Here is a 24,831-nt window from a genome sequence, read left to right as displayed (position 1 = left end):
GTGAGAGTAGGGAACTGCCAGGCATTAAATAAGACGAGAAAGCCAACCCAATGGGTTGGCTTTTTTGCGTTTGGGGTTTTTCAAAGATCAAAAATGAGTAAATTCTAATATTATTTTAAATTCTGAATATAAAAAACGCCCTAATTTAGGGCATTTTTATGATCTTTTAACAAAAATTATGACGAGAAAACGCAGCGAGTACGGTTCTTTCTGAAATTTCTAAATAGTCTTCCATTGCTGTAGCCGCTTCTTGGGCTTTTCCATCCATTAAGAGTGTTAAAATTTGCTCATTTTTCTCAATATACGGTGCATGTAGCAATTGAGGATCGTTTAATAAACCGAAGGCTAAACGCAGTTCTGCTAGAATAAGTTGGTATTGTTTAAACAATCTAGGGCTATCTGATAGTTCAACAATGGCGGTATGAAAATGCATATTACAGGTTCCGACACCGTTCCAATCTTGTTGTTCTTGAAAAATTTTTGCTTGATTAACACTATCTTGCATTCTGACTATTGCTGGATGCATAGGATAAGAATGTCGTAGAGCATCACATTCAATTAATCGTCTTACACGATAAATATCCATGATACTTGCCATATCTGGTACAGAAACAAAAACACCACGATTAGGTTTATAAGTTAAAAGCCCTTCTTGAGTAAGAACGCGGAAAACCTCTCGTAAAGTATTACGCGATATCTCTAGCGTTTCACTTAATGCAGTTTCTGACAATCTTTCACCAGGAGGTAATTCTCCAATAGTAATTTTTTGCCGAATAACATTTGCGACTTTTTGAGAAAGAATTTGTGGAGATGTTTTTTTCTGCATTATCTTCTGCTATTAGCTTAATAGAAGCGTCTATTCTAACAGTGTGTTTTATAATATATAACCTCTATTATGTCACTCTGTCGCACTTCTCACTGTATCAAATACAACTGTCTATTTATTTCCATCAAAAATCTTAATTTATTCTCACGATATTTTAGTGCTCAAATGTATTCTTTCGTTCATTTAGCGCACTATTTTTGTGCATCTGATCTTTTTATGCCTCATTTAAGTGCATATTCATAATTTATTAACGAGGTGTAATTGTCAATAAAATGTTAAAAATGCGATCTTCTTTGCACTTTTATCATCTCATATTTAAATCTATTTGCTTATTTATTCATCTATAATTATTAATTGTTCAACAATCTAATATCAGGTGATTAACAATTATGTGTGCATGCTCAACAATGGCACATTAATTGCCTTAGTAATAATAATTACAATAATGATGATAAAGGGGGTAGCTCATGGCTACACAAGATTCTGCAAATACAACATCAAGTTCGTTTATAAAAAATAGACGCTCTTCACTGATCGCCGCCATTTTTTTAATGGCAACATCAGCAATTGGTCCAGGTTTTATTACTCAAACTGCAACCTTTACTGCCACTATGGGAGCCTCATTTGCATTTGGTATTTTGGCATCAATCATCATCGATTATGTTGTTCAGCAAAGTATTTGGCGTGTGATTACGGTTACCAATATGCGGGCTTCAGACATTGCTAACAAAGCAATACCCGGCAGTGGTTACTTACTTGCTGTATTAGTGATTTTTGGCGGTTTAGTGTTTAACGTGGGTAATATTGCAGGTGCTGGCTTAGGGCTTAATGCGATGGTGGGTCTTGATCCTAAATGGGGTGGGATCTTAAGTGCTTTACTTGCGATCTATATTTTCTCATCACGTAAAGCCAGTAACTTTATTGATCGTATGATTATCGTTCTTGGTATTGTCATGATCTTACTGACTGTTTTTGTTATGTTTGCTTCTAATCCTCCTGTAGGTGAAGCATTAAGACAAACGGTTTTACCTGATGCGATTAACTTTGCGACGATCACTACAATTGTCGGTGGTACGGTTGGGGGGTATATCTGTTATGCAGGTGCTCATCGTCTTCTTGATAAAGGAACGACGGGTATTGAGAATATTGATGCGGTATCAAGCGCTGCAACCAAGGGAATTTTAGTCGTTGGATTAATGCGCTATATCCTGTTCCTTGCCATTTTAGGTGTGGTTGCCAGTGGTGTAACATTAGATATTTCTAGCCATGCTGCTAATCCGGCTTCTCAAGCATTTCAGCATGCAGCCGGTTTAACTGGATTACGCATCTTCGGTCTTATTTTATGGGCTGCTGCATTAACGAGCGTGATTGGTGCTGCTTATACCTCGATGTCATTTATTACCGTATTTAAAAATGGTGTTACTGAGCGTCAACGTAATATCGCAACCATTATTTTCATCGCTATTTCACTCGCCATTTATATGGTTATGGGAACGGCACCTGCTGCATTATTAGTCTTTGCCGGTGGTTTTAATGGCCTAATTTTACCTATTGGTATGACACTCTTCATTTTTGTTGCATGGCGCCGTCAAGATCTCATGAATGGTTATAAATACCCCGCATGGTTACTGTGGTCAGGTATTTTAGTCTGTGCGCTCACTTGGTATATGGGCATTATGTCCGTAGGTGCTATTTTCAACTACCTCAACATTGCTTAAGAGAATGATAACGATGATAAAAACAGTCGATTTAAACAGTGATTTAGGTGAAAGTTTCGGTCAATGGACAATGGGCAATGATGATGCAGTGCTTGAGATTGTCAGTAGTGCCAATATTGCTTGCGGCTTTCATGCTGGTTCACCCGATGGAATTTTAAAAACATTAAAAGCAGCCAAACAACACAATGTCGCGATAGGGGCACACGTTGCTTATCCTGATTTAGTGGGATTTGGTCGCCGTAATATGGATATCGCTAGTGATGAATTAACCGCAGATGTGATTTATCAAATAGGTGCTTTGCAAGGATTGGCTAAAGCAGTGGGGTTGAGCGTGACTTATGTTAAGCCTCATGGTGCGTTGTATAACACAATTGCTCATGATAAACGTCAAGCGCTTGCGGTTATTGAAGCGATACTCGCCGTAGATCCTCAATTGACATTAGTTGCTTTAGCGGGCTCTCCCTTAATCACACAGGCAAAGGAAAAAGGGCTTCGTGTTATTGCCGAAGCTTTTGCAGATAGAGCTTATCACGCGGATGGTACGCTGGTGTCTCGTAAAAAAGAGGGCGCCGTTTTACATGATCCTAAACTTGTTGCACAGCGCATGTTACGGCTTGTGCAAGAAGGTGGTGTTGAGTCTATAGAAGGCGTTTTTACAGCGATACAAGCTGATTCTATTTGTGTTCATGGTGATAGCCCTGATGCTGTAACGCTTGCTCAAAGTGTAAAAGAAATTTTAATTAATCATGGTGTTAGCATTCAACCTTTTGCACCTCTGTCACTTAAAAATGAGGGACAAAAATGACTCATTTAATGCAAGCCACCGCGGATGCAATTGCTAAAGCACAAGAAGCTCGATTAGCTATTCGTAATGGTTTAGTAAAACCAACAGCAGGTATGGCTAAAGGAATGACACAAGCTAACATGATTAGTCTGCCTCGTGATTGGGCATTTGATTTTCTGCTCTATGCCCAGCGTAATCCTAAAAGTTGTCCGATCTTAGATGTTTGTGAGGCTGGAAGCTATCGTACAATTTTGGCGGAAAGCGCTGATTTGCGTACTGATATTCCGTTGTATCGAGTTTGGGAAAATGGAAAATTAGCTGATGAAATTACGGATGCGACTAAAATCTGGGAGCAACATCCTGATTTAGTCACTTTTCTTATTGGTTGTAGTTTCACATTTGAAACACCGATGTTAGAAGCGGGCATTGAAATTCGCCATATTACAGATAACAGTAATGTCCCGATGTATAAAACGAATCGTTTGTGTCGTCCTGCTGGGCGATTAGAGGGGGAGTTAGTGGTTTCGATGCGTCCTATTCCTGCAAATAGGATCGCTGATGCCGTGATGATCAGTGGTCGTTTCCCTTCTGTACATGGTGCTCCTGTACATATTGGTTCACCTGATGCTCTGGGGATTAACGATATTATGTCGCCAGATTTTGGCTCTCCAGTAAGAATTGAAGAAGGTGAGATCCCCGTGTTTTGGGCTTGTGGTGTGACCCCACAAGCGGCAGTGATGCGTTCAGGTGTTCCTTTCGCACTCAGCCATGCTCCGGGGCATATGTTTATTACTGATGTGCCTGATGCTGCTTATCATGTATAAGGGAGGAAGATATTTTGCGCTTTTTACCCGTTAACTTTTCTCATTTACTTGTTGAACTTTCCTCTTTAAAAGAGACGCTCGCATTGTATGAATCCGTTAAACAAGCGGATATTGTGGCTATTCAAGATATTGTGCCAGCAGCAAAAACACTTTTAATTCACTATACGCCGTGGCTAATTACGGCTGAAGAACTTGTGTTTCAACTTCGACAATTAGAAGTCAAAGCGGTATCAGCACGTCACACACAGTCATTAACGATCCCTGTTCATTATCAAGGTGAAGATCTCAATGAGGTTGCTGAGTTATTAGGGATCACAACCAGTGAGGTGATCCGCAGACACACAGAACAAACTTATCAAGTTGCATTTACCGGTTTTGCACCAGGTTTTGCCTATTTGATTGCTGATGAAACTCAGCTTTATGTGCCTCGTCGTAAAACACCACGTACAAGAATACCCGCTGGATCAGTGGGATTAGCAGGCGAGTTTAGTGGGGTTTACCCACAACAAAGCCCCGGTGGTTGGCAACTTATCGGTACGACAGAAATAAAAATGTGGGATCTCTCTCGTGAACAACCCGCTTTTCTCTTACCGGGTAATGAAGTCCATTTTGTCGATGCAAAAAAGACATCAATGACTGTTTCACTTCCTGAGAAAAAATCAGCCGTCACTTCCTCGCTCTCGTTAAATGATAAAGGGTTATATGTTATTTCTGCAGGGCTACAAACTTTATTCCAAGATGAAGGCCGTATTGGTGCGGCATCAATGGGCGTTTCAGCTTCAGGTGCACTTGATAAACCTGCTTTACATGCGGCTAATCGTTTAGTGGGTAATCCTACAACTTTTGTTGCACTTGAGATAACACAAGGTGGACTGATCCTTAAAGCACGACAAGATTGTGTGATTGCTTTAACAGGAGCAGATTGCGCTCTTACGCTAAAACATGAATCGGGTGAGAATGAATCCCTATCTGGTTATCAACCTATAGATGTTCGTTGTGGTGATGAAATTATTCTAGGTATGCCAAAAGCGGGTGTACGCAGTTATCTTGCTGTGAGAGGTGGATTTGAATTACCCACGGTTTTAGGTAGTCATGCATTTGATACTTTAGCGCAAATTGGTCCTAATGCTTTACAAGAAGGCGACGTACTTCACCTTAATCACGAAAGTACGCTAAATGGGATTATTGCTGAAGAGCAACCGACATCAATACTGCCAAAACAAGGTGATATCGTTACACTAGATGTTGTTCTAGGGCCTCGTACAGACTGGTTTACAACGGAGGCTATAAAGACATTAACGTCTCAATTATGGCAAGTGACACCACAGTCTAATCGTATTGGTTTACGTTTATTGGGCGAAACCCCCCTTGCACGAGCGCAACAACAAGAGCTATCGAGTGAAGGCACTTGCATTGGAGCAATACAAGTTCCAATTAATGGGCAACCTGTTTTGTTTCTTAACGATCACCCTTTAACAGGAGGATACCCTGTTATCGGCGCTGTTGCTGAATATCACTTACCACTCGCAGGGCAGATCCCTGTTAACGCTAAAATTCGTTTTAATCCAATTACCGAATTTCAAGAATATTGATAGGAGAATGCCACTCATGACAACAATCAACCAAAAACAACGAGTGAAGCATAGAGTATTGATTGCCAATAGAGGCGAAATCGCAGTTCGTATCATTCGTGCTTGTCAGGACTATGGTGCGACTTCCATCGCTGTTTATGCCAATGATGATATTGATGCACTGCACGTTCGTCTTGCTGATGAAGCTTATGGGCTCAAGGGTAATTTGCCGAAAGAAAGCTATCTAGATATTAATAAACTTATTGATATTGCTCATAAAGCTAAAGCAACCATGATCCATCCCGGCTACGGTTTTCTTTCTGAACGTGCTGATTTTGCGAAAGCAGTACGAGACGCTGGATTTATTTGGATCGGTCCTAACCCAGAAACGATAGAAGTGCTTGGCGACAAAGTGAAAGCTCGCAAAATTGCACAATCTGTCGGTGCTCCTCTTGTAAATGGTACGGCTGATCCCGTTAATGATGCTAAAGAGGTTCTGGATTTTGCCAAGCAATATGGCCTACCTATTGCCATTAAAGCTGCTTTTGGTGGGGGTGGGCGAGGTTTAAAGATTGCTCATAAAATGGAAGAGATTGAAGAGCTCTATCATTCTGCTGTACGAGAAGCCATAACTGCATTTGGTCGCGGTGAATGTTATGTCGAGCAATTCTTAGATAAACCTCGCCATATCGAAGCGCAAATTATCGCCGACAAATTAGGTAATGTGGTTGTTGTCGGAACACGAGATTGTTCGTTACAACGCCGTAATCAAAAGCTTATTGAAGAAGCCCCAGCACCTTATTTAACAGATGAACAACGTGAACGAATTCATCAATCAGCGAAAGATATTTGTGCTAAAGCGGGCTATGTGGGGGCAGGTACTGTTGAATTTTTATTAAGTGCAAATGGTACTATCTCATTTCTAGAAGTGAATACACGCTTACAAGTAGAGCATCCTGTTACAGAAGAAACAGCGGGTATTGATTTAGTGATAGAGCAGTTACGTATTGCTGACGGGTTGCCACTCAGTATTGATAAAACCCCCGTTTCGCGAGGTCATTCTTTTGAATTTAGGATCAATGCGGAAGATCCGGCGAAAGGCTTTTTACCTACACCAGGTTTAATCACGCATTTCTCTCAGCCTTCAGGTCCTGGTATTCGTGTAGATAGTGGTGTGGCTGAAAATAACCAAGTCTCGCGCCAATTTGATTCTATGATGGCAAAACTGATCGTAACTGGGGCAACACGTGAACAAGCGATTGCACGGGCTCGTCGAGCGTTATCTGAATTTAAAATTGAAGGCGTGGCAAGCGTATTGCCTTTCCATTGTGAAATGATGGAGCAGACCGATTTCACTGAAGATTTTAAAGTGCATACCCGTTGGATTGAAACTGATTTTCAGCCAAAAAATAGTCATTTCCCTCGTAGTACACTGGCAAAAAATGAAGAGCTTGTCCGTACTTTTATTGAAATTGATGGTCGTCGCCATGAACTTGCTTTGCCTGCTCAATTATTGTCACTCTCTGCGGTAATACCAACAGCAATTAATGCCGGTCATGAGAAAGAAGAGAATGAAAAAGCAGTCACCGCGCCAATTTCTGGTGTATTACATAGCTGGATCTTATCTGATGGTGATAAGGTCAAAGAAGGGGATGTTATTGCGATTATGGAAGCCATGAAAATGGAAGTACAAGTCGTTGCTTCTCGTGATGGTGTATTACAGCAAAAAGCAAAAACAGGTGATTACTTTTCAGCAGAAACGGTGTTAGCAGAAATTAATTAACGATATTATAAAATAACCTATTGATTAATAATAATATTATCTATTTATAATATCAGCCCTTTAATATGAGGTCATTTCATATTAAGGGGCTTTTTTATAATAACTCTATTTATATTCCTATTTGTTATATCTAATTCCTTTTGGTTATAAGTTATTTTGCCTATAATCGAAGTTTGTTAAATTTTAACCAAAAAGGAAATTGGATGTTGCTTGTAACTCAACTGATTATTGGTGCTGCAATAGGGTTAGTTATTACAACGACCGGTGTAGGTGGTGGTGTTATTCTATTACCTGTTCTTATTTATCTTTTTGGTATGAATGCATTAGCTGCGGTTGCAACAGCAAATCTGCTCTCGATGCTAATGAAACTCTCATCTTCTTATATTCATTTTCGTTTAGGCAATATTCCATTAAAACCTGCATTATTGATTTTGGGGATCATGTTTCCTGCGACATTTTTAGCGAGTTATGGTGTAACGTGGTTAGGTAATCAGCCAGAATATTACCAACGTGTGGAATTAGGCATAAATATCTTAATGATCGTCGCGATAATTTTTTCGCTAATACTTTTTTTACAACGTATGGTAAAAAAATCTGCGGTTGATCCATTAACATTATTAACGCCACCTAATTCGATGACACTCTCTTCGCTGTTAGTGCCGGGAATGAGTGCGGGCTTTGTTTTAGGAGCAACCGGTGTGGGTGGGGGATTAGTGGTGTTGCCGGTGTTAATGCGTTTTGCACAAATGGGCATTAAAGAGGCAATCGGTACTTCTATTTTTATTACCACAATCCTTTCTGGCGGATCAGCGATTGCTTATAGTGCTGGTGGTTATACCGATGTTCATACGGCACTTATTCTTTGTTTAGGCTCATTACTCTCCATTCCATTAGCACGCTATTTACTTGTCTATTTATCAGAGCGTTTTTTCCAATATTTAACACTGTCTTTTATTCTGATCAGCATCATTATGATGAGTTGGAAGTTAATCTATTGAATATAAAAATTTTTTATATTCAATTCAATTATTGTGGATATATTGAATGACATAAGCAATATAAAAATATAAGATATTTTTATGTTTTTTCTATGAAAGATATGAAATGACCGAAATAAAACTGGATAAAGCTAATTATTCTCAATGGGTTATACGAAATTCTTTGTATTGGATGTCTAGCTATACTCGTTGGACATTAGAAGAAATAGATAATCAATGGAAAATTACGTTTGAAGACAATAACGAGTCAAATTTATTTGAATTTAATAAATTAATTAATGATTATATTTTAAGAGAAAAAATAGAATTAAAAACAGAAAAAGTAAAAGAATCAATTATTAATAAAGTATTGGTGAGTATAAATGAAAGGTTGAACGAATGAATTTATTACCATTTAACTTCGAATATATAGATGATAATAGATTATTTATCAGCAACCTAGCTGGTTTTAATCATGTTTTAAATCACATTGAATTATCAAATATTATTGATTTTGGAAAAAGTGCTGATGAGCAAGTAAATAAAATACTTCGAGATAAATTATTTATTACTGATGAGGATATAAAACTTCCTAAAATGATGATTGCATCTGGTTTAGGAAAAAAATTAATGTCAGAAATGAGATTTTCTCCAATTTTTATGATCGTGCCGACATTACGTTGTGATCATACTTGTAAATATTGCCAAGTAAGTCGAGCCTCCATATCGTCTAATAATTTCGATTTAAATGAGAATGAAATTCCTAAAATAATCGCACTAATAAAAAGTCTTTCAAAAAATAACTATAAAATTGAAATACAAGGTGGTGAACCATTAATTAGGTTTGACCTTGTAAAAAAAATATATGACGAAGCTATTATTCAACTTGGTCAAGAGAATATTGAGTTTGTTATTACTTCAAGCCTTTCATTACTTACAGATGAAATGATTGAATGGTCAGAAGAAAAACCTGTTATCTACTCAGTATCTTTAGATGGAAATGAATATGTACATAATAAAAACAGAATATTACCTACAAAAAATTCATTTCAGATAATCACAGAAAATATAAAAAAACTACAACGCAGATTAGGTAAAGATAGGGTTTCAACAGTCACTACAGTAACAAAAGAATTACTTCATAATCCTCGGTCACTCATTGATGCTCATTTTGAATTAGATATATTTGATCTTTTTATTAGACCTATAAGTCCTTATGGATTTGCAGAGAAAAAAGAAAGCTACACAATATCTGAATATATTAATTTTTATGAGAAATTATTAGATATTATTTTCGAGGAAAACAAGAAAGGATTTCCTTTTGTTGAGCATTCTGGTGCTATACATATAAAAAGATTATATAATCCAGGCTTTTGTGGATATGCTGATTTAAAATCGCCAAGTGGTATAGTATTTAATAGCTTATTATTCAATTATGATGGGAAAGTCTATGGAAGTGATGAATCAAGAATGCTTCAGCAGGTATACTCTGATATTGACTTTTCTTTAGGTGACTTTGATTCGTTATCATTTAATAAAAATCCTATCTATAATAATTTACTTTCTAATTCATTTAACATGTTACATGTTGGTTGTGAAACTTGTGCTTTTCAGCCATATTGTGGCGTTGATCCTTGTCAAAATATCAGTTTATTTGGTGAGCCGGTTGGAAATAAAAGTCTTTCACGATTTTGCCTTTATCACAAAGGGATGTTTAAATTATTAGTAAAAAAGATTGATAAAGGTAATGAAGGATCTACATTATTAAAAAGTTGGACTTATGCCTGAGGTTATTAGAAAAGATTTATTCGATATTAAGAATAAATTAGATAATGGTTACTACCAAGTATTTAAAGATAAACTGGTAGATCCTAAATTCTATTTAGACAATGTTATTGTTCAACAAGAAGGAGCGGTTCTATCACCAACATTCTATAACGGTGCAAAATATGTAATAGTAGATAGTGAGCTTTATAATAGCGTCGAGAATGGTGATATTATTTCCTCTTCAAATAATAAAGTGAGAGTAATTTTATCTCGTAAGGCAAATCACAACACATTACTCGTAACGGAACGATGTAATAATCTATGCCAGTTTTGTTCTCAGCCACCCAAAAAAGATGATGACTCTTGGCTATTAGAAGATGCTATTCTTGCAATATCTGCATTTAATTTCGATGGCATTATTGGGATTAGTGGTGGAGAGCCTTTAATTTATGATGATAAATTTATCGATTTCACCCAAATAGTGAAAAAGAATGCACCTAAAACGGCACTACATGTATTAACTAATGGGCGAAAATTTAGTGATATTACTTTTACTAAAAAATTAGCGGAAGAAATTAAGGGAATGGCTATATCATTTGGTATTCCTCTCTATTCTACCCATGAGAAAATTCATGACGAATTAGTTGCATGTAAAGGAGCATATAAAGAAACGATTGCAGGATTAATTAATGCGGGTAATTTAGGCATCAATATTGAATTAAGAATAATTCCAACAAAAATAAATCACCTTTATTTTCATGGGGTTATTGAATTATGTGCAAGAATATTTTCAAATATTAATCAAATTTCAATTATGAATTTAGAGCCAACAGGTTGGGCCAAAAGAAATTGGAAGGATCTTTATATTTCTCCTGATGAGTACTCAGAACAGCTAAATTTAGCGATTAATATGACGGATATTAGTCAAATACCTTTGGCATTGTTTAACTATCCTTTATGCCATCTACCTGAAAACTTATGGGAATACAGCGTTCAATCTATTTCTGATTGGAAGAACTATTATCCAAGTGAATGTAGCCTATGCAAAATGAAAGAGCACTGTGGCGGATATTTTAGTTCTTCATATGGTAAATATCATCAAACTGCGAGGGCCATTTTATGAAAAAGTGGAGTTTAGCTGCATTACTACCTGGTTTCTTATCCTTAAATAGTCAGGCAATAGCCAGTTCTACTGGACTACCTAATTCTGAATTAACATTTGAACCTGAAGATCTTGTTTTTGCACCTTTAAATGTAGAAACACCATTTTATATTGCAGGGCATAGAAGCCATAGTTCTCACAGAAGCCATCGTAGCCATAGTTCTCACCGCTCTTCTTCTGGTGGTGGTTATTACAGAAGTGCTCCTTCTACACCGAGTTATTCTCAGCCACAAACGACCAATAGAACAAATTCGCAGAATTCGTCAGCTTCTTCATCTAATAATGATTTTTCACAATCAGTTAGGAATTCAAACTTTACTCAAGAACAAAGAAAGCGCCTTGTTATGAGGGTACAATTTGCATTATTTGAAAAACATTATTTCAATGGTGTAATTGATGGCGTTATGGGACCTGCAACCCGCCAATCAATACAAAATTATAGAAGAGATATGAAGCTATCTTCTAATGCATTAATTGATGCTGATTTATTAAATGCATTAGGAATTTATGCAACTAACTAAGAATGCAGATGGTTAAAGTATGAACATTAAAATAGGTGATGAGTTTTTAGTTTATATGGCGCTGGGTGAAGAGAGCTATATGAAAGAGTATTACCGTGTTCTGGAAGCTGATAAAGATTTAGGGCAAGTAACGGGTAAGCTTTTAAGAAGAACAACGGCTGATGATAAAAATATTGGTTTAGGTCGTTGCGAGTTAGAAGGCGGTATTGAGCAATTTGCGTTAGAAGATATCTATCCTGTCAAAGAGTGATCTGTTATTCGGATCACTCTCCTGATTTAATTTGCCACTTAGGCTACAGGTGCATTTTCAGGTAATGCAGATTTTGGTAAGCCAAACACTTTATCAAATACCCAGTTATAAACGAAAGTATAACAAGGGATGATGATGATCAGCGCAAAATCCATCACTAATGCTTGCCATAATGAAACATGCAACCACCATGCAATTAACGGAATTAAATAGAGCACCAGCGTGAGCTGAAATCCAATCGCATGTACTAGACGGCGTCTGAAAGTTCGTATCCTTGAAACTTGCCGACTCTCCCAAAATTCAAATAGGCAGTTATAAATAAAATTCCAACTCACCGCGATGGTGGTGATCACAAGCGCTAATGGACCTGTTACTGCGGTTGAACTATCAGCCAACAGTGCAAGCCCAACGGATGAAATGACCCAGCCAAAAATCTCATAAGCTGTCACGTAGACAATTTTTCGTTTAATACCTTGCATTGTACTCTCTTTTTCTGTGGATCTGTGCTGTTAAGCATCGTAAGATAAATCAGTAAGAATGATAGAAAAAGTTAGCTAGTATCAATTTGACTGAAACATCAGGAGTGAACATGCAGTTCTCAAGTGAACATATTGCGATATTTTTAGCCGTGATGGATAAAGGCTCCTTCTCTGCAGCTGCACGTTCATTAAAACGCGTTCCATCAGCAGTCAGTATGGCGATTGCTAATATGGAAGCTGAATTAGGTTATGCGCTTTTTGAACGTTCATCACGAGAGCCTCAGCCAACTGAAAAAGCCAAAGCACTTGAGCCTCATGCCAGAATGATCGCAGAGCAATTAAAATTATTACAAGTGCACGCACAAGAGCTTTCCATGGATCTCGAAAGTGTTTTAAATATTGGTGTTGCGGCTGATATTAATCCTGATTATTTATTACCTGCGTTATCTGAATTAACGCAACGTTATCCGTTACTTAATGTGAATGTGATAACCGCGGCACAAGATGACATTATTGAGATGTTACATTCGCATAAGATTCAATTGAGCCTAGTTTATGGGGGATTGTATGTGAATGGTGATGAGCAATTTCAATATCTAGGTTCTGAGTCATTGGTGGCAACAATATCTGCAAGTCATATTGCATTAGCACACCCCGCAAGTGTGTTTATTGAGGATCTGGTCAATGTGCGCCAAATTATGATCGCAAGTCATACCAAAGAGTTAAGAGATGAGCGCTCATTAGTGGCAACGAATTATTGGCAAACGGATAGTTTCCAAATGGCTCTGGGTATGGTTGAAGCGGGAATGGGCTGGGGCAATTTGCCGTATTCGCTGATTTATACTCAATTGCAAAAAGGAAAATTAAAACAGCTGCAGTTTAAGAATACGAAAAATGAGTTGCGATTGCCTATTCATGCCATGTGGCTAAAAGGGGAGTCATTACAAAAAGGGGCAAAAGAACTCGTTGAGCTGATGAGTACTCACCAGCCCATTGTACCTAACTTTAATTAATCGACGCGTTGTTGATGAACCCAAACAGCGACTTCAACACGAGATTTTAGCTTCATCTTTTTCAGTAGATGTTTTACATGCACTTTGACCGTACTTTCTGTGATATCAAGCTTACGTGCGATCATTTTATTTGATAACCCTTGCGCTATCAGCTTTAAAATATCACGTTCACGCGGGGTGAGTTGTTCAATATCTCGCTCACCTTCAGAACGATCTTCACGTAATGATTCGGCTAAAATAGGGGTTAACGTAGGGCTGACGACCATTTTTCCAGCCGCCGCCTGTTTTAGAGCGACAAGTAATTCTTCAGGCTCCATATCTTTTAAAAGATAGCCATCTGCACCACGTTTTAACGCCGTGACTAAATCATCACTATAATTTGATACGCTGAAAACAACGATCCGACCGGATAACGACTTTAATCGCAGTTGATCAAGAGTTTCAAAACCATTCATTCCTGGCATATTCAGATCGAGTAAGATTAAATCAGGATCTAATTCTTCAGCGAGTTTCACACCTTGAATGCCATCTCCCGCTTCCCCAACGACAGTGAGTGTTGTATCAAGGCTTAAAAGTTGTTTTACACCATTGCGTAGCATCGGGTGATCATCAATGAGTAAAATTGTCGCTTTTTCTGTGGGGGAACCCATATTATTCATTACGACTTGCTCCAATTTAGACAGGGTCTTTATGAGTAGTTATTAATGGAAATTTAACAAACACTTGAGTACCGCCCTGTTCGCGTACTTTTATCGTATAAGAACCATTTAAGCTATTTGCGCGTTCACGCATAATAATAAGACCATAATGATTTAATTTTTCAGGTTCTGGGTTAATTCCTTCACCATTATCATTAATTTTTAGTTCAACCATACCATTATTTAGAGATAAAGAGACTTCAGCCCAATTGGCATTGGCATGTTGTAAAATATTATTTAATGCTTCCCGGACGATTTGTACAACATGAATACTTTGATGTGAATTCACACATTTTGCGGGTAATTGATAGTCAAAATTAATGGAGAAACCAAGGCGCTGATTAAATTCAGTCAGTGTACTTTCTAGCGCTGCAAGTAATCCTGGTTCTGTGAGTTTTAAGCGAAACGTGGTTAACAGTTCTCTTAATTGACGATACGCGACATTAAGCTCTTCTCGCATCTCTTTAAGGAGTTTTTGGCAATTATCCGGTAAGGTTTCTGACTGCATCTGTAAATAGCTAACTTGCATTTTTAAACAAGAAAGCGATTGAGCAATAGAGTCATGTAATTCACGCGCAATTGCCGAACGTTCATCCATTAATAAAAGCTGCTGTTGTTGTTCGTTTTGTTGTTCCATTGCCAGCATTGCTGAGATCTGTTTTGTCAGTAAGAGCATTAAATTATTTTGTTCATCTGTTAAAACGGTATTTTCAGGTAACTGTATAACAAATAATCCATAACGATGGATTTGATCAGCTAATTCCCAATGTAATAACTCACTATTTAATGAAGTCGTTATTGGCGTATTATCTTCACAACGTTCACATTGTGGATCAGGGCAATGTTCGGAGCGTGGTTGAGGTTCTAAACTGATTTCATTAAATAATGTGTGATGATTATCTTCATATAAACGTATCTGAAAATAAGTATCGGGAATGATTTGTTGAAGCTCAAATAATATCTGTCTTAATCGGGCACAAAGTGGTGCTGGAGAGTGTAATTGTTGGCTTGAATGATAGAGATAAGAGAGCACTTTATTTTTTTGTTGTAAGTCGTAAGTTTTTTCAACCACTCTTTTTTCTAATTCGCTATACAGTGTAGAAAGCTCTTCTGACATGGTATTGAGTGCAATCCCCAATGTGGCAATTTCATCATGGTGTGTACGTTGGTGGAAACGTGCTGAAAAATCACCATGACCAATGGAATTAGCCATCGTCATAAGTTGTTGCCAAGGGTGTAATAAACGGCGACGGAAATGCCAAACAGAGCCAAACAGCAATAACAGCGTAAGTGCAGTAAAAATAAGCTGGGTATAAGCCACCAGCCTGATTTTTTGCTCCGTTAGCTGATCGATACTTAATACTAATTTATCTAGTTGAGAAACAAAAAAGACAACTTCTTGTTTGGCGTCATCACGTTGTTTTGCATAGAGCAATGTGGGTTTTAAGGTATCTTTCCAGTAAGTATTTAATTGAGCATATTGTGATTGTAGCGATTCATTGCTTAAGACTTGACGTAATTCACCACTGTCTAAGTCGGTTTCTAATTCGTGAAGATAATAACGATGTTGTTCATCTAGGGGTAAAGCGGATAACAAGCGATAGCTTTGCATACGCAGAGAGCCTGATTTATTAATCGCATGAGCATTACCTTGTACACTTAAAATAATGTGGTTAGAAATGGCCATGCCTACCACACCTAATAGAGTGAAAAGCAACATGAGTATCGCTATTTGATTAATAATTGAAAAACGGTAATGCCATTGGATTTTATGAGTGCTCATCGTTATTTTTCCAAATTTATTCAAGCGCTATCTTGCCTTAAAAAGGCATCAAATGTCATATACTACTAAAGTATTACCTCTAAATATCTCATGGAGATAATTTCACTTATAAATTATAGCGATTTCAAATTAACTTATTCATTTAAAATGAAAAATTAAGGGTTACCCTATTAATACTTAGGTATAAAGAACGATTTTAGCTTAAAAATCAAACAAATCTTTGCTTGATGCAGATCATGACTAATTAACAATTCTAATCGTAAAAAGGTGCCAATCTAACCGTTAATCGAGGTTGTTATGGCACTCACTCAACACCCAGAAAAAATGAGAAAAGGGGTGATCGAAGATTGGCATCCTGAAGATAAAGCTTTTTGGGAAAAGACTGGTCAAAAGATCGCTTCACGCAATTTATGGATTTCTGTTCCTTGTTTACTTTTATCATTCTGCGTATGGATGCTTTTTAGTGCCGTTGCAGTAAATTTGAACAAAGTTGGCTTTAACTTTACTACAGATCAGTTATTTATGCTGACTGCGCTGCCTTCTGTTTCAGGTGCTCTTTTACGCGTTCCTTATTCTTTCGTGATCCCTATTTTTGGTGGTCGTCGTTGGACTGCAATCAGTACCGTATTTCTAATCATTCCTTGTATTTGGCTTGGTTTTGCAGTGCAAGACACCACAACGTCTTACTCAACCTTTATTGTGATTTCACTGCTATGTGGTTTTGCTGGTGCAAACTTTGCATCCAGTATGGCAAACATCAGCTTTTTCTTCCCGAAAGCACGCCAAGGTGGTGCATTAGGATTAAATGGTGGATTAGGCAATCTGGGTGTCAGCGTTATGCAATTAATTGCCCCATTAGTGATTGGTGTGGGTGTCTTTGCAATGTTTAGTGGCCCCGGTGTTGTTCAACCTGATGGTTCACGTTTATGGCTAGAAAATGCCGCATGGGTTTGGGTACCTTTTTTACTGTTTTTCACTTTTGCTGCTTGGTTTGGTATGAACGACCTTGCGGCTAACAAAGCGTCTTTGAGCCAGCAATTACCCGTTTTAAAACGCGGCCACCTCTGGTTGTTAAGTATTTTATACCTGTGTTCTTTTGGTTCATTTATTGGTTTCTCTGCGGGTTTTGCCATGCTTTCTAAAACCCAATTTCCCGATATCGTTATTTTACATTATGCCTTCTTTGGACCTTTATTAGGGGCTTTAGCACGTCCTATCGGTGGTGCGCTTTCTGATAAGTTTGGTGGCATTAGAGTTACGCTGATTAACTTTATTATCATGGCAATATTCTCGGCATTACTCTTTTTAACGCTACCTGAAAACGGTGCTGGTGGTTCGTTTATCGCGTTCTACGGTGTCTTTATGGTGTTGTTTTTAACCGCAGGTTTAGGTAGCGGATCTACATTCCAAATGATTGCAGTGGTGTTTAGAAAAATCACGGTTGATCGCATGAAAGCCCAAGGCGCCACAGATGAAATGGCTCAAAAAGAAGCGGTAACAGAAAGTGCCGCAGCACTTGGTTTTATCTCCGCGATTGGTGCAATTGGTGGCTTCTTTATTCCTAAAGCCTTTGGGACATCACTGACTATGACTGGCTCTCCTGCCGGTGCCATGAAAATCTTTGTTCTATTTTATATCGCCTGCGTCTTGATCACTTGGTTGGTCTATGGACGTAAACACAATAAACAATAATGACGAATTATACGCAATGTGAGAGCGCTCGCGCGCATTGGGAGAGTATCTGATGAGTAAGTTTCTCGATAGATTCCGCTATTTTAAGCAGCTTGGTGATACCTTTTCAAAGGATCATGGCCAAACGCTAAATGTTAACCGCGATTGGGAAGATGGTTACCGTAGTCGCTGGCAACACGACAAAATTGTTCGTTCTACTCACGGTGTAAACTGTACCGGCTCTTGTAGTTGGAAAATTTACGTCAAAAATGGGTTAGTCACATGGGAAACCCAACAAACGGACTACCCACGTACACGCCCTGATTTACCGGATCATGAGCCTCGAGGCTGCCCTCGTGGTGCAAGCTATTCATGGTATTTATATAGCGCGAACCGTGTTAAATACCCAATGGTGCGTAAACGCCTCATTAAATTATGGCGTGAAGCAAAAGCACAACATCGTGATCCTGTTGATGCATGGGCTTCTATTGTTGGCTCACCAGAAAAAACCAAAAGCTATAAGCAAGCACGTGGGCGGGGCGGTTTTGTTCGCTCTTCGTGGTCAGAAGTGAATGAAATCATTGCCGCTTCTAACGTGTTTACTGCAAAAGAGTTTGGTCCCGATCGTATTATCGGTTTCTCGCCAATTCCGGCTATGTCAATGGTGTCATATGCGGCGGGCGCACGTTATTTATCGCTTATTGGTGGCGCGTGTTTAAGTTTCTACGATTGGTATTGTGACTTACCCCCCGCATCTCCCATGACTTGGGGTGAGCAAACAGACGTACCAGAATCTGCAGACTGGTATAACGCTTCTTATCTGATTGCATGGGGTTCTAACGTACCGCAAACCCGTACTCCTGATGCGCACTTCTTTACCGAAGTTCGTTATAAAGGCACGAAAACCGTTGCGGTAACGCCAGATTACGCTGAAATTGCCAAGCTCTGTGACCAATGGTTAAACCCAAAACAAGGTACTGATAGCGCAATGGCAATGGCGATGGGACACGTTATTCTTAACGAATTCCACGTTAAACGCCAAACTGAATATTTTAGTAACTATGTGCGCACTTACACTGATATGCCAATGTTGGTGATGTTAGATAAACACGACTCAGGTAAGTTAGTTGCAGGTCGTATGTTGCGTGCTTCTGATTTAGTGAACAATCTGGATCAAGAGAAAAATCCAGAGTGGAAAACCATTGCCATTGATGAGAAAACACAGCAATTGGTTGCGCCTCAAGGTTCGATGGGCTTTCGTTGGGAAGGCGCTGCCAAATGGAACCTTGAGCCTAAAGATGGCAAAAGTGGCGAAGATGTCACCTTACAATTAGGTCTTTTAGATCACCACGATGATATTGTTGATGTGGCATTCCCTTATTTTGGCGGGATCAAGAGTGAATACTTTGAAGGTGTTGCCCTTGATGATGTGCTAGTTCACAAGTTACCGGCTAAACGTATTACACTTGCTAATGGTGAAGAAAAATACATCACAACTGTCTATGATTTATTGTTGGCCAACTATGGTGTTGATCGCGGTTTAAATGATGAAAACTGTGCGTCAAACTACGATGAAATTAAAGCATATTCACCTGCATGGGCTGAAAAAGTGACAGGTGTCAGTCGTCAAGATATCACCCGTATAGCGCGTGAATTCGCGGATAACGCAGAAAAAACACATGGTCGTTCAATGGTGATAGTGGGAGCCGGTATTAACCACTGGTATCACATGGACATGACTTATCGTGGCATTATCAATATGCTGATTTTCTGTGGTTGCGTCGGTCAAAGTGGTGGTGGTTGGGCACACTATGTTGGACAAGAAAAACTGCGTCCACAAACGGGTTGGTTGCCATTAGCCTTTGGTCTTGACTGGCAGCGTCCGCCTCGCCATATGAACAGTACGTCATTTTTCTATAACCACTCAAGTCAGTGGCGTTATGAAACTGTATCACCAACCGAGTTGTTATCGCCATTAGCGGATAAATCTCGCTTTACTGGTAGCTTGGTTGATATGAACGTGCGTTCAGAGCGTATGGGGTGGTTACCTTCCGCACCGCAATTAAACGTGAACCCTCTGTCTATTGCGAAAAAAGCGCAAGAAGCAGGTGTTAGTGCCACTGATTATACCGTTAATGCATTGAAATCAGGTGAAATTCGTTTTGCTTCAGAACAACCTGATAATCCACAAAACTTCCCGCGTAATTTATTTATCTGGCGTTCTAATCTATTAGGCTCTGCGGGTAAAGGGCATGAGTATTTACTGAAATATTTACTGGGCACTGAGAACGGCCTACAAGGTAAAGATTTAGGCGAGCAAGGCCACGTTAAGCCACAAGAAGTGGAATGGCAAGATAAAGGCGGTGAGGGTAAAGTTGATTTAGTGGTGACGTTAGACTTCCGTATGTCGAGCACCTGCCTGTTTTCCGATATCGTTTTACCCACCGCTACATGGTATGAAAAAGATGATATGAATACGTCGGATATGCATCCATTTATTCATCCATTAACCGCTGCGGTTGATCCTGCTTGGGAATCTAAAACAGATTGGGAAATTTATAAAGGTATCGCTAACACCTTCTCTAAATTGTGTGTGGGTCATTTAGGTGTCGAAACGGATTTAGTGACACTACCGATTCAGCATGACTCCGCCGCTGAAATGGCACAACCTTTTGATGTAAAAGATTGGAAAAAAGGTGAATGTGACCTAATTCCGGGTAAAACAGCACCACACCTGATCCCGGTTGAGCGTGATTATCCAAATACCTATGCTCGCTTTACCTCACTTGGGCCGTTAATGGATAAATTAGGTAATGGCGGTAAAGGGATCAGTTGGAATACACAGACAGAAGTTGATTTCCTGAAAAAACTTAATCGTGTTCGTCATGAAGGTGCAGCAGAAGGGCGCCCAGCGATTGAAACCGCGATTGATGCCGCCGAAGTTATCCTCTCTTTAGCCCCTGAAACTAACGGTCAAGTGGCGGTAAAAGCGTGGGATGCACTCAGTAAAGTGACAGGACGCGATCACACTCATTTAGCTAAAGTCAAAGAAGATGAGAAAATTCGTTTCCGCGATATCGTTGCTCAACCTCGTAAGATCATTTCAAGTCCTACATGGTCTGGTCTTGAAGATGAGCATGTTTCTTATAACGCTTGTTATACCAATGTTCACGAGATGATCCCTTGGCGTACTTTAAGTGGCCGTCAGCAGTTGTATCAAGATCACGAGTGGATGCGTGCTTATGGCGAAAGTTTAGTGGTCTATCGTCCACCTATTGATACGAAGGCGATTGATGCGGTTAAAGGTAAAAAACCCAATGGTTTCCCTGAAAAAGCGCTGAACTTCCTGACGCCTCACCAAAAATGGGGTATTCACTCAACGTATAGCGATAACTTACTGATGTTAACGCTCGGTCGTGGTGGTCCTGTGGTTTGGTTGAGTGAAGATGATGCTAAAGAGATGGGGATTCGTGATAACGATTGGGTTGAAGCATACAACAGCAATGGTGCGCTAACGGCGAGAGCAATTGTCAGCCAACGTATTCCTGATGGCATGATTTATATGTATCACGCTCAGGAGCGTCAAATAAATTTACCAGGCTCTGAAATCACAGGGATGCGTGGCGGTATTCACAACTCTGTGACGCGCGTTTGCCCTAAACCCACTCATATGATTGGCGGATACGCTCAGTTGGCTTATAGCTTTAACTATTACGGTACTGTGGGTTCTAACCGTGATGAGTTTGTTGTGGTGCGTAAAATGAAACAGATTGATTGGCTTGATGGTGAAGGTGATGCTTATCAACAGACCCTGAATGGACAGGAGAAGGCATAATGAAAATTCGTTCACAAGTCGGTATGGTACTGAACCTCGACAAATGTATCGGTTGCCATACCTGTTCAGTAACCTGTAAAAATGTTTGGACGAGCCGTGAAGGTGTTGAATACGCATGGTTCAATAACGTTGAAACCAAACCAGGTACAGGGTATCCCCAAAATTGGGAAGATCAAGAGAAGTGGAAAGGCGGTTGGATCAAAAATATCAAAGGTAAATTAGTACCAAGAATGGGCAACCGTGTTGGTCTATTATCTAAAATTTTTGCCAACCCAGATGTTCCCGCATTAGACGACTACTATGAGCCATTTGATTATGACTATGAGCATTTAAAAAATGCACCAGAAGGCTCATTACCGACAGCACGTCCTCGTTCGTTGATCACGGGGCAACGTATGACCAAGATCGAAAAAGGCCCAAACTGGGAAGATGATTTAGGGGGCGAATTTAGCAAACGTGCTGCGGATAAAAACTTCGCCAATATGCAAAAAGAGATGTATGGGCAGTTTGAAAATACATTCATGATGTATTTACCACGTTTATGTGAACACTGCTTAAATCCCGCTTGTGTCGCGACTTGTCCAAGTGGTGCGATTTATAAACGTGCTGAAGATGGCATTGTGCTTATCGACCAAGATAAATGCCGTGGATGGCGCATGTGTTTAACTGGATGCCCATACAAAAAAATCTACTTCAACTGGAAAAGTGGTAAGTCAGAAAAATGTATTTTCTGTTATCCACGTATTGAAGCTGGTCAGCCAACACTGTGCTCAGAAACCTGTGTTGGACGTATTCGTTATCTGGGGGTGATGCTGTATGACGCAGATAAAATTTCACAAGCCGCCAGCGCAGATAATGAAAAGGATTTATACCAAAGCCAATTAGATATCTTTTTAGATCCTTTCGATCCTGACGTGATCAAAGCCGCTGAAGAGCAAGGTATTCCATTAAGTGTGATTGATGCAGCACAACGTTCACCGGTCTACAAAATGGCAGTGGATTGGAAGCTGGCATTACCACTGCACCCTGAATATCGCACCTTACCCATGGTATGGTATGTGCCACCTTTGTCACCGATCCAATCTGCTACTGATGCGGGGGTCTTGCCACATACGGGTGTACTGCCTGATGTAGAAAGCTTGCGTATTCCCGTTCAGTATTTAGCTAACTTACTGACAGCGGGTGATACTGCTCCTGTGTTATTAGCATTAAAACGCATGTTAGCGATGCGTCATTACAAACGTGCTGAAACCGTAGAAGGAAAAACAGATTTAAGTGCGTTAGAGCAAGTCGGTTTGACTGAAGCGCAAGCACAAGAGATGTATCGCTATCTGGCGATTGCCAATTATGAAGATCGCTTTGTTATTCCATCAAGTCACCGTGAATTAGCAAGAGAAGCTTTCCCTGAACGTAATGGTTGTGGTTTTAGCTTTGGTGATGGTTGCCATGGCAGTGATAGCAAATTTAATTTGTTTAATAGTCATCGTATTGATGCAATTGATATCACATCAAAAACACCTCAAGACGAACGCCGCTCAGAGGAGAAAATATAATGATCTCTCTGAAAGTCATTTCCCATCTTTTAGATTATCCCACTCAAGAACTGTGGGATAACCGAAGTGAGCTTATCGATGCATTACAGGAAGCGGATGAGCTTCCTGTGACTCAAGTTGCGAAATTAATGGCATTTATTCATGCGTTAACGCAACAAGAGTTATTAGATGCGCAAGCCAATTACAGTGAGCTTTTTGATAGAGGTCGAGCGCGATCACTGTTGTTATTTGAACACGTTCATGGTGAGTCTCGCGATCGTGGTCAGGCAATGGTTGATCTGCTTAATCAATATCAACAAGCAGGGATCACATTGAGTAGTCGTGAACTTCCTGATTATTTGCCAACGTATCTTGAGTATTTAACGCTTTTACCTATAACCGAGTGTATTGAAGGGCTAAACAATATTGCGCCTATTTTGGCTCTGTTAGGTGAGCGTTTAAAACAACGAGGCAGTGATTATCACGCACTCTTTGATGTGTTGCTTTGCCTCTCACAAAGTGGGTTGGAAGCATCACAGCTGACTGCTCAAGTCGAAAAAGAGCCTTTAGATGATACACCTGCTGCATTAGATGCTGTGTGGGAAGAAGAACAAGTGACGTTTCTTGGCGAAGGTACGCAATGTGGTAGTGGCAAAATCAGCCAACATCAGCGTCGTTTCGCACAAGAGACGACAGTTCAATATCTCAACGTGGGGAATTCGTTGGATACGGGAGCACAAAAATGAATTACATCAATATGTTATTTTTTGATATCTATCCCTATATTGCGGGTGCCGTCTTTATTATCGGTAGCTGGTTACGCTACGACTATGGTCAATATACATGGCGTGCCGGCTCTAGCCAGATGTTAGACAAGAAAAATATGCGATTGGCTTCTAACTTGTTCCATATCGGGATCATCGGCATTTTTGCTGGTCATTTTCTGGGGATGTTAACGCCTCACTGGATGTATGAATCTTTCCTGCCTATTGAATATAAACAAATTATGGCAATGGTCGGTGGTGGTACTTGTGGTGTATTAATGCTGGTGGGAGGCGTGATGCTATTAAAACGCCGTTTAACTCATCCACGCGTAAGGGCCACATCTTCATTTGGTGACATTATGATTTTAACACTGCTGGTGATCCAAGTTGCGTTAGGTTTACTCACTATTCCATTCTCAGCACAACATATGGATGGAAGCGAAATGATGAAGCTGGTGGCTTGGGCTCAATCTATCGTGACTTTCCATGGCGGTGCCTCAGCAAACCTTGAAGGTGTTGCATGGGTATTTAAATTACACATCTTCTTAGGAATGACGATTTTCTTATTATTTCCATTCTGTCGATTAGTCCATATTTGGAGCGTGCCAATTGAGTATTTAACTCGTCGCTATCAAATTGTGCGTAATCGTCATTAATGAATACCCCTCTCCTGATAGTAAATTAGAGACCTTTTAATTGCGCTTATCTCACCCCCGCCCGCGGGGGTTTTTTTATCTCTTTTTCTTGCCTTAAAACATCAACAAAATTTTTGAATAGTTAAAGCAATAATCTTTAGATTCATTTAAAAATGGTTGCACTTATAATTCTTTTCAACGAAATGAATTTATACCCGTCAATAAACAGTTAATTAAA

General features: G+C 39.4%; 21 protein-coding genes. 17 read left to right on the top strand and 4 right to left on the bottom strand.

From position 1 onward, the window contains the following. Window positions 1-166 precede the first annotated feature (166 nt). The gene (locus tag DK865_RS15375; protein ID WP_023583666.1) at window positions 167-826 is read right to left on the bottom strand and encodes a GntR family transcriptional regulator; all 660 of its coding nucleotides are present in this window, start codon (window positions 824-826) and stop codon (window positions 167-169) included. Between the two features lie 467 nt (window positions 827-1,293). Between DK865_RS15375 and DK865_RS15370 the strand changes: the two genes are divergently transcribed. The 11 genes from DK865_RS15370 to DK865_RS15320 all read left to right on the top strand — a co-directional run bounded on the left by DK865_RS15370 (window position 1,294) and on the right by DK865_RS15320 (window position 12,183). Further along, window positions 1,294-2,544, top strand: coding sequence for an NRAMP family divalent metal transporter (locus DK865_RS15370; RefSeq protein ID WP_023583667.1), 1,251 nt, complete (start codon window positions 1,294-1,296; stop codon window positions 2,542-2,544). Window positions 2,545-2,557: 13 nt separating this feature from the next. Further along, window positions 2,558-3,349, top strand: coding sequence for a LamB/YcsF family protein (locus DK865_RS15365; RefSeq protein ID WP_109392310.1), 792 nt, complete (start codon window positions 2,558-2,560; stop codon window positions 3,347-3,349). Continuing rightward, window positions 3,346-4,152 carry a putative hydro-lyase gene (locus DK865_RS15360; protein ID WP_023583669.1) on the top strand — a complete coding sequence of 269 codons (807 nt, stop codon included), beginning with the start codon at window positions 3,346-3,348 and terminating at the stop codon, window positions 4,150-4,152. The genes DK865_RS15365 and DK865_RS15360 overlap by 4 nt, the downstream gene beginning before the upstream one ends. Before the next feature lie 14 nt (window positions 4,153-4,166). Beyond that, window positions 4,167-5,744: a 5-oxoprolinase subunit B/C family protein gene (locus DK865_RS15355; protein ID WP_109392309.1), complete on the top strand. Its 1,578-nt coding sequence runs from the start codon at window positions 4,167-4,169 to the stop codon at window positions 5,742-5,744. Window positions 5,745-5,760: 16 nt separating this feature from the next. Then, entirely contained in the window at window positions 5,761-7,506 is a 1,746-nt protein-coding gene (locus DK865_RS15350; protein WP_109392308.1) for an acetyl/propionyl/methylcrotonyl-CoA carboxylase subunit alpha, read from the top strand. 203 nt (window positions 7,507-7,709) lie between these two features. Beyond that, complete coding sequence (locus DK865_RS15345; RefSeq protein ID WP_109392307.1) at window positions 7,710-8,504, top strand: sulfite exporter TauE/SafE family protein; 795 nt, start codon at window positions 7,710-7,712, stop codon at window positions 8,502-8,504. A gap of 106 nt (window positions 8,505-8,610) precedes the next feature. Beyond that, window positions 8,611-8,886, top strand: coding sequence for a His-Xaa-Ser system protein HxsD (hxsD, locus tag DK865_RS15340; protein WP_109392306.1), 276 nt, complete (start codon window positions 8,611-8,613; stop codon window positions 8,884-8,886). Next, window positions 8,883-10,271 (top strand): His-Xaa-Ser system radical SAM maturase HxsB, encoded by a 1,389-nt coding sequence (hxsB, locus tag DK865_RS15335; RefSeq protein ID WP_109392305.1) that lies wholly within the window; start codon window positions 8,883-8,885, stop codon window positions 10,269-10,271. Before hxsD ends, hxsB begins: the two co-directional genes overlap by 4 nt. Beyond that, window positions 10,264-11,373: a His-Xaa-Ser system radical SAM maturase HxsC gene (gene hxsC, locus DK865_RS15330; protein WP_109392304.1), complete on the top strand. Its 1,110-nt coding sequence runs from the start codon at window positions 10,264-10,266 to the stop codon at window positions 11,371-11,373. The genes hxsB and hxsC overlap by 8 nt, the downstream gene beginning before the upstream one ends. Further along, window positions 11,370-11,933, top strand: a complete 564-nt coding sequence (hxsA, locus tag DK865_RS15325; RefSeq protein ID WP_109392303.1) for a His-Xaa-Ser repeat protein HxsA — start codon at window positions 11,370-11,372, stop codon at window positions 11,931-11,933. Before hxsC ends, hxsA begins: the two co-directional genes overlap by 4 nt. 19 nt (window positions 11,934-11,952) lie before the next feature. After that, window positions 11,953-12,183: a hypothetical protein gene (locus DK865_RS15320; RefSeq protein WP_109392302.1), complete on the top strand. Its 231-nt coding sequence runs from the start codon at window positions 11,953-11,955 to the stop codon at window positions 12,181-12,183. A gap of 38 nt (window positions 12,184-12,221) precedes the next feature. Here the strand turns inward: DK865_RS15320 and DK865_RS15315 are convergent, their stop codons facing one another. Further along, window positions 12,222-12,662 (bottom strand): PACE efflux transporter, encoded by a 441-nt coding sequence (locus tag DK865_RS15315; RefSeq protein ID WP_109392301.1) that lies wholly within the window; start codon window positions 12,660-12,662, stop codon window positions 12,222-12,224. A gap of 110 nt (window positions 12,663-12,772) precedes the next feature. Between DK865_RS15315 and DK865_RS15310 the strand changes: the two genes are divergently transcribed. Beyond that, the gene (locus DK865_RS15310) at window positions 12,773-13,675 is read left to right on the top strand and encodes a LysR family transcriptional regulator (protein ID WP_023583674.1); all 903 of its coding nucleotides are present in this window, start codon (window positions 12,773-12,775) and stop codon (window positions 13,673-13,675) included. Here DK865_RS15310 and narL read toward each other — a convergent pair. Both narL and narX read right to left on the bottom strand, forming a co-directional pair. Further along, window positions 13,672-14,325: a two-component system response regulator NarL gene (gene narL / locus DK865_RS15305; RefSeq protein ID WP_368570648.1), complete on the bottom strand. Its 654-nt coding sequence runs from the start codon at window positions 14,323-14,325 to the stop codon at window positions 13,672-13,674. The two genes, DK865_RS15310 and narL, sit on opposite strands and share 4 nt — an antisense overlap. Window positions 14,326-14,350: 25 nt before the next feature. After that, on the bottom strand, window positions 14,351-16,156 hold the full coding sequence (narX, locus tag DK865_RS15300; RefSeq protein ID WP_023583676.1) for a nitrate/nitrite two-component system sensor histidine kinase NarX: 1,806 nt from the start codon (window positions 16,154-16,156) through the stop codon (window positions 14,351-14,353). A 297-nt stretch (window positions 16,157-16,453) separates the two neighbouring features. Between narX and DK865_RS15295 the strand changes: the two genes are divergently transcribed. Genes DK865_RS15295 through narI form a run of 5 tightly spaced genes read left to right on the top strand, consistent with a single transcriptional unit; the run spans window position 16,454 to window position 24,614 of the window. Further along, window positions 16,454-17,848, top strand: coding sequence for a NarK family nitrate/nitrite MFS transporter (locus tag DK865_RS15295; protein WP_109392299.1), 1,395 nt, complete (start codon window positions 16,454-16,456; stop codon window positions 17,846-17,848). A gap of 52 nt (window positions 17,849-17,900) precedes the next feature. Continuing rightward, window positions 17,901-21,662, top strand: a complete 3,762-nt coding sequence (locus tag DK865_RS15290; RefSeq protein WP_109392298.1) for a nitrate reductase subunit alpha — start codon at window positions 17,901-17,903, stop codon at window positions 21,660-21,662. Beyond that, window positions 21,662-23,215, top strand: a complete 1,554-nt coding sequence (narH, locus tag DK865_RS15285; protein ID WP_109392297.1) for a nitrate reductase subunit beta — start codon at window positions 21,662-21,664, stop codon at window positions 23,213-23,215. Before DK865_RS15290 ends, narH begins: the two co-directional genes overlap by 1 nt. Next, a complete protein-coding gene (gene narJ, locus DK865_RS15280; RefSeq protein ID WP_194295211.1) occupies window positions 23,215-23,940 on the top strand; it encodes a nitrate reductase molybdenum cofactor assembly chaperone in 726 nt (241 codons plus the stop codon). Before narH ends, narJ begins: the two co-directional genes overlap by 1 nt. Beyond that, window positions 23,937-24,614: a respiratory nitrate reductase subunit gamma gene (narI, locus tag DK865_RS15275; protein ID WP_109392295.1), complete on the top strand. Its 678-nt coding sequence runs from the start codon at window positions 23,937-23,939 to the stop codon at window positions 24,612-24,614. Before narJ ends, narI begins: the two co-directional genes overlap by 4 nt. Window positions 24,615-24,831 lie beyond the last annotated feature (217 nt).

Origin of the sequence: Proteus cibi, from assembly GCF_003144405.1 — a bacterium.
GTDB lineage: Bacteria > Pseudomonadota > Gammaproteobacteria > Enterobacterales > Enterobacteriaceae > Proteus > Proteus cibi.
This window is presented reverse-complemented; position numbering and strand designations above follow the sequence as displayed.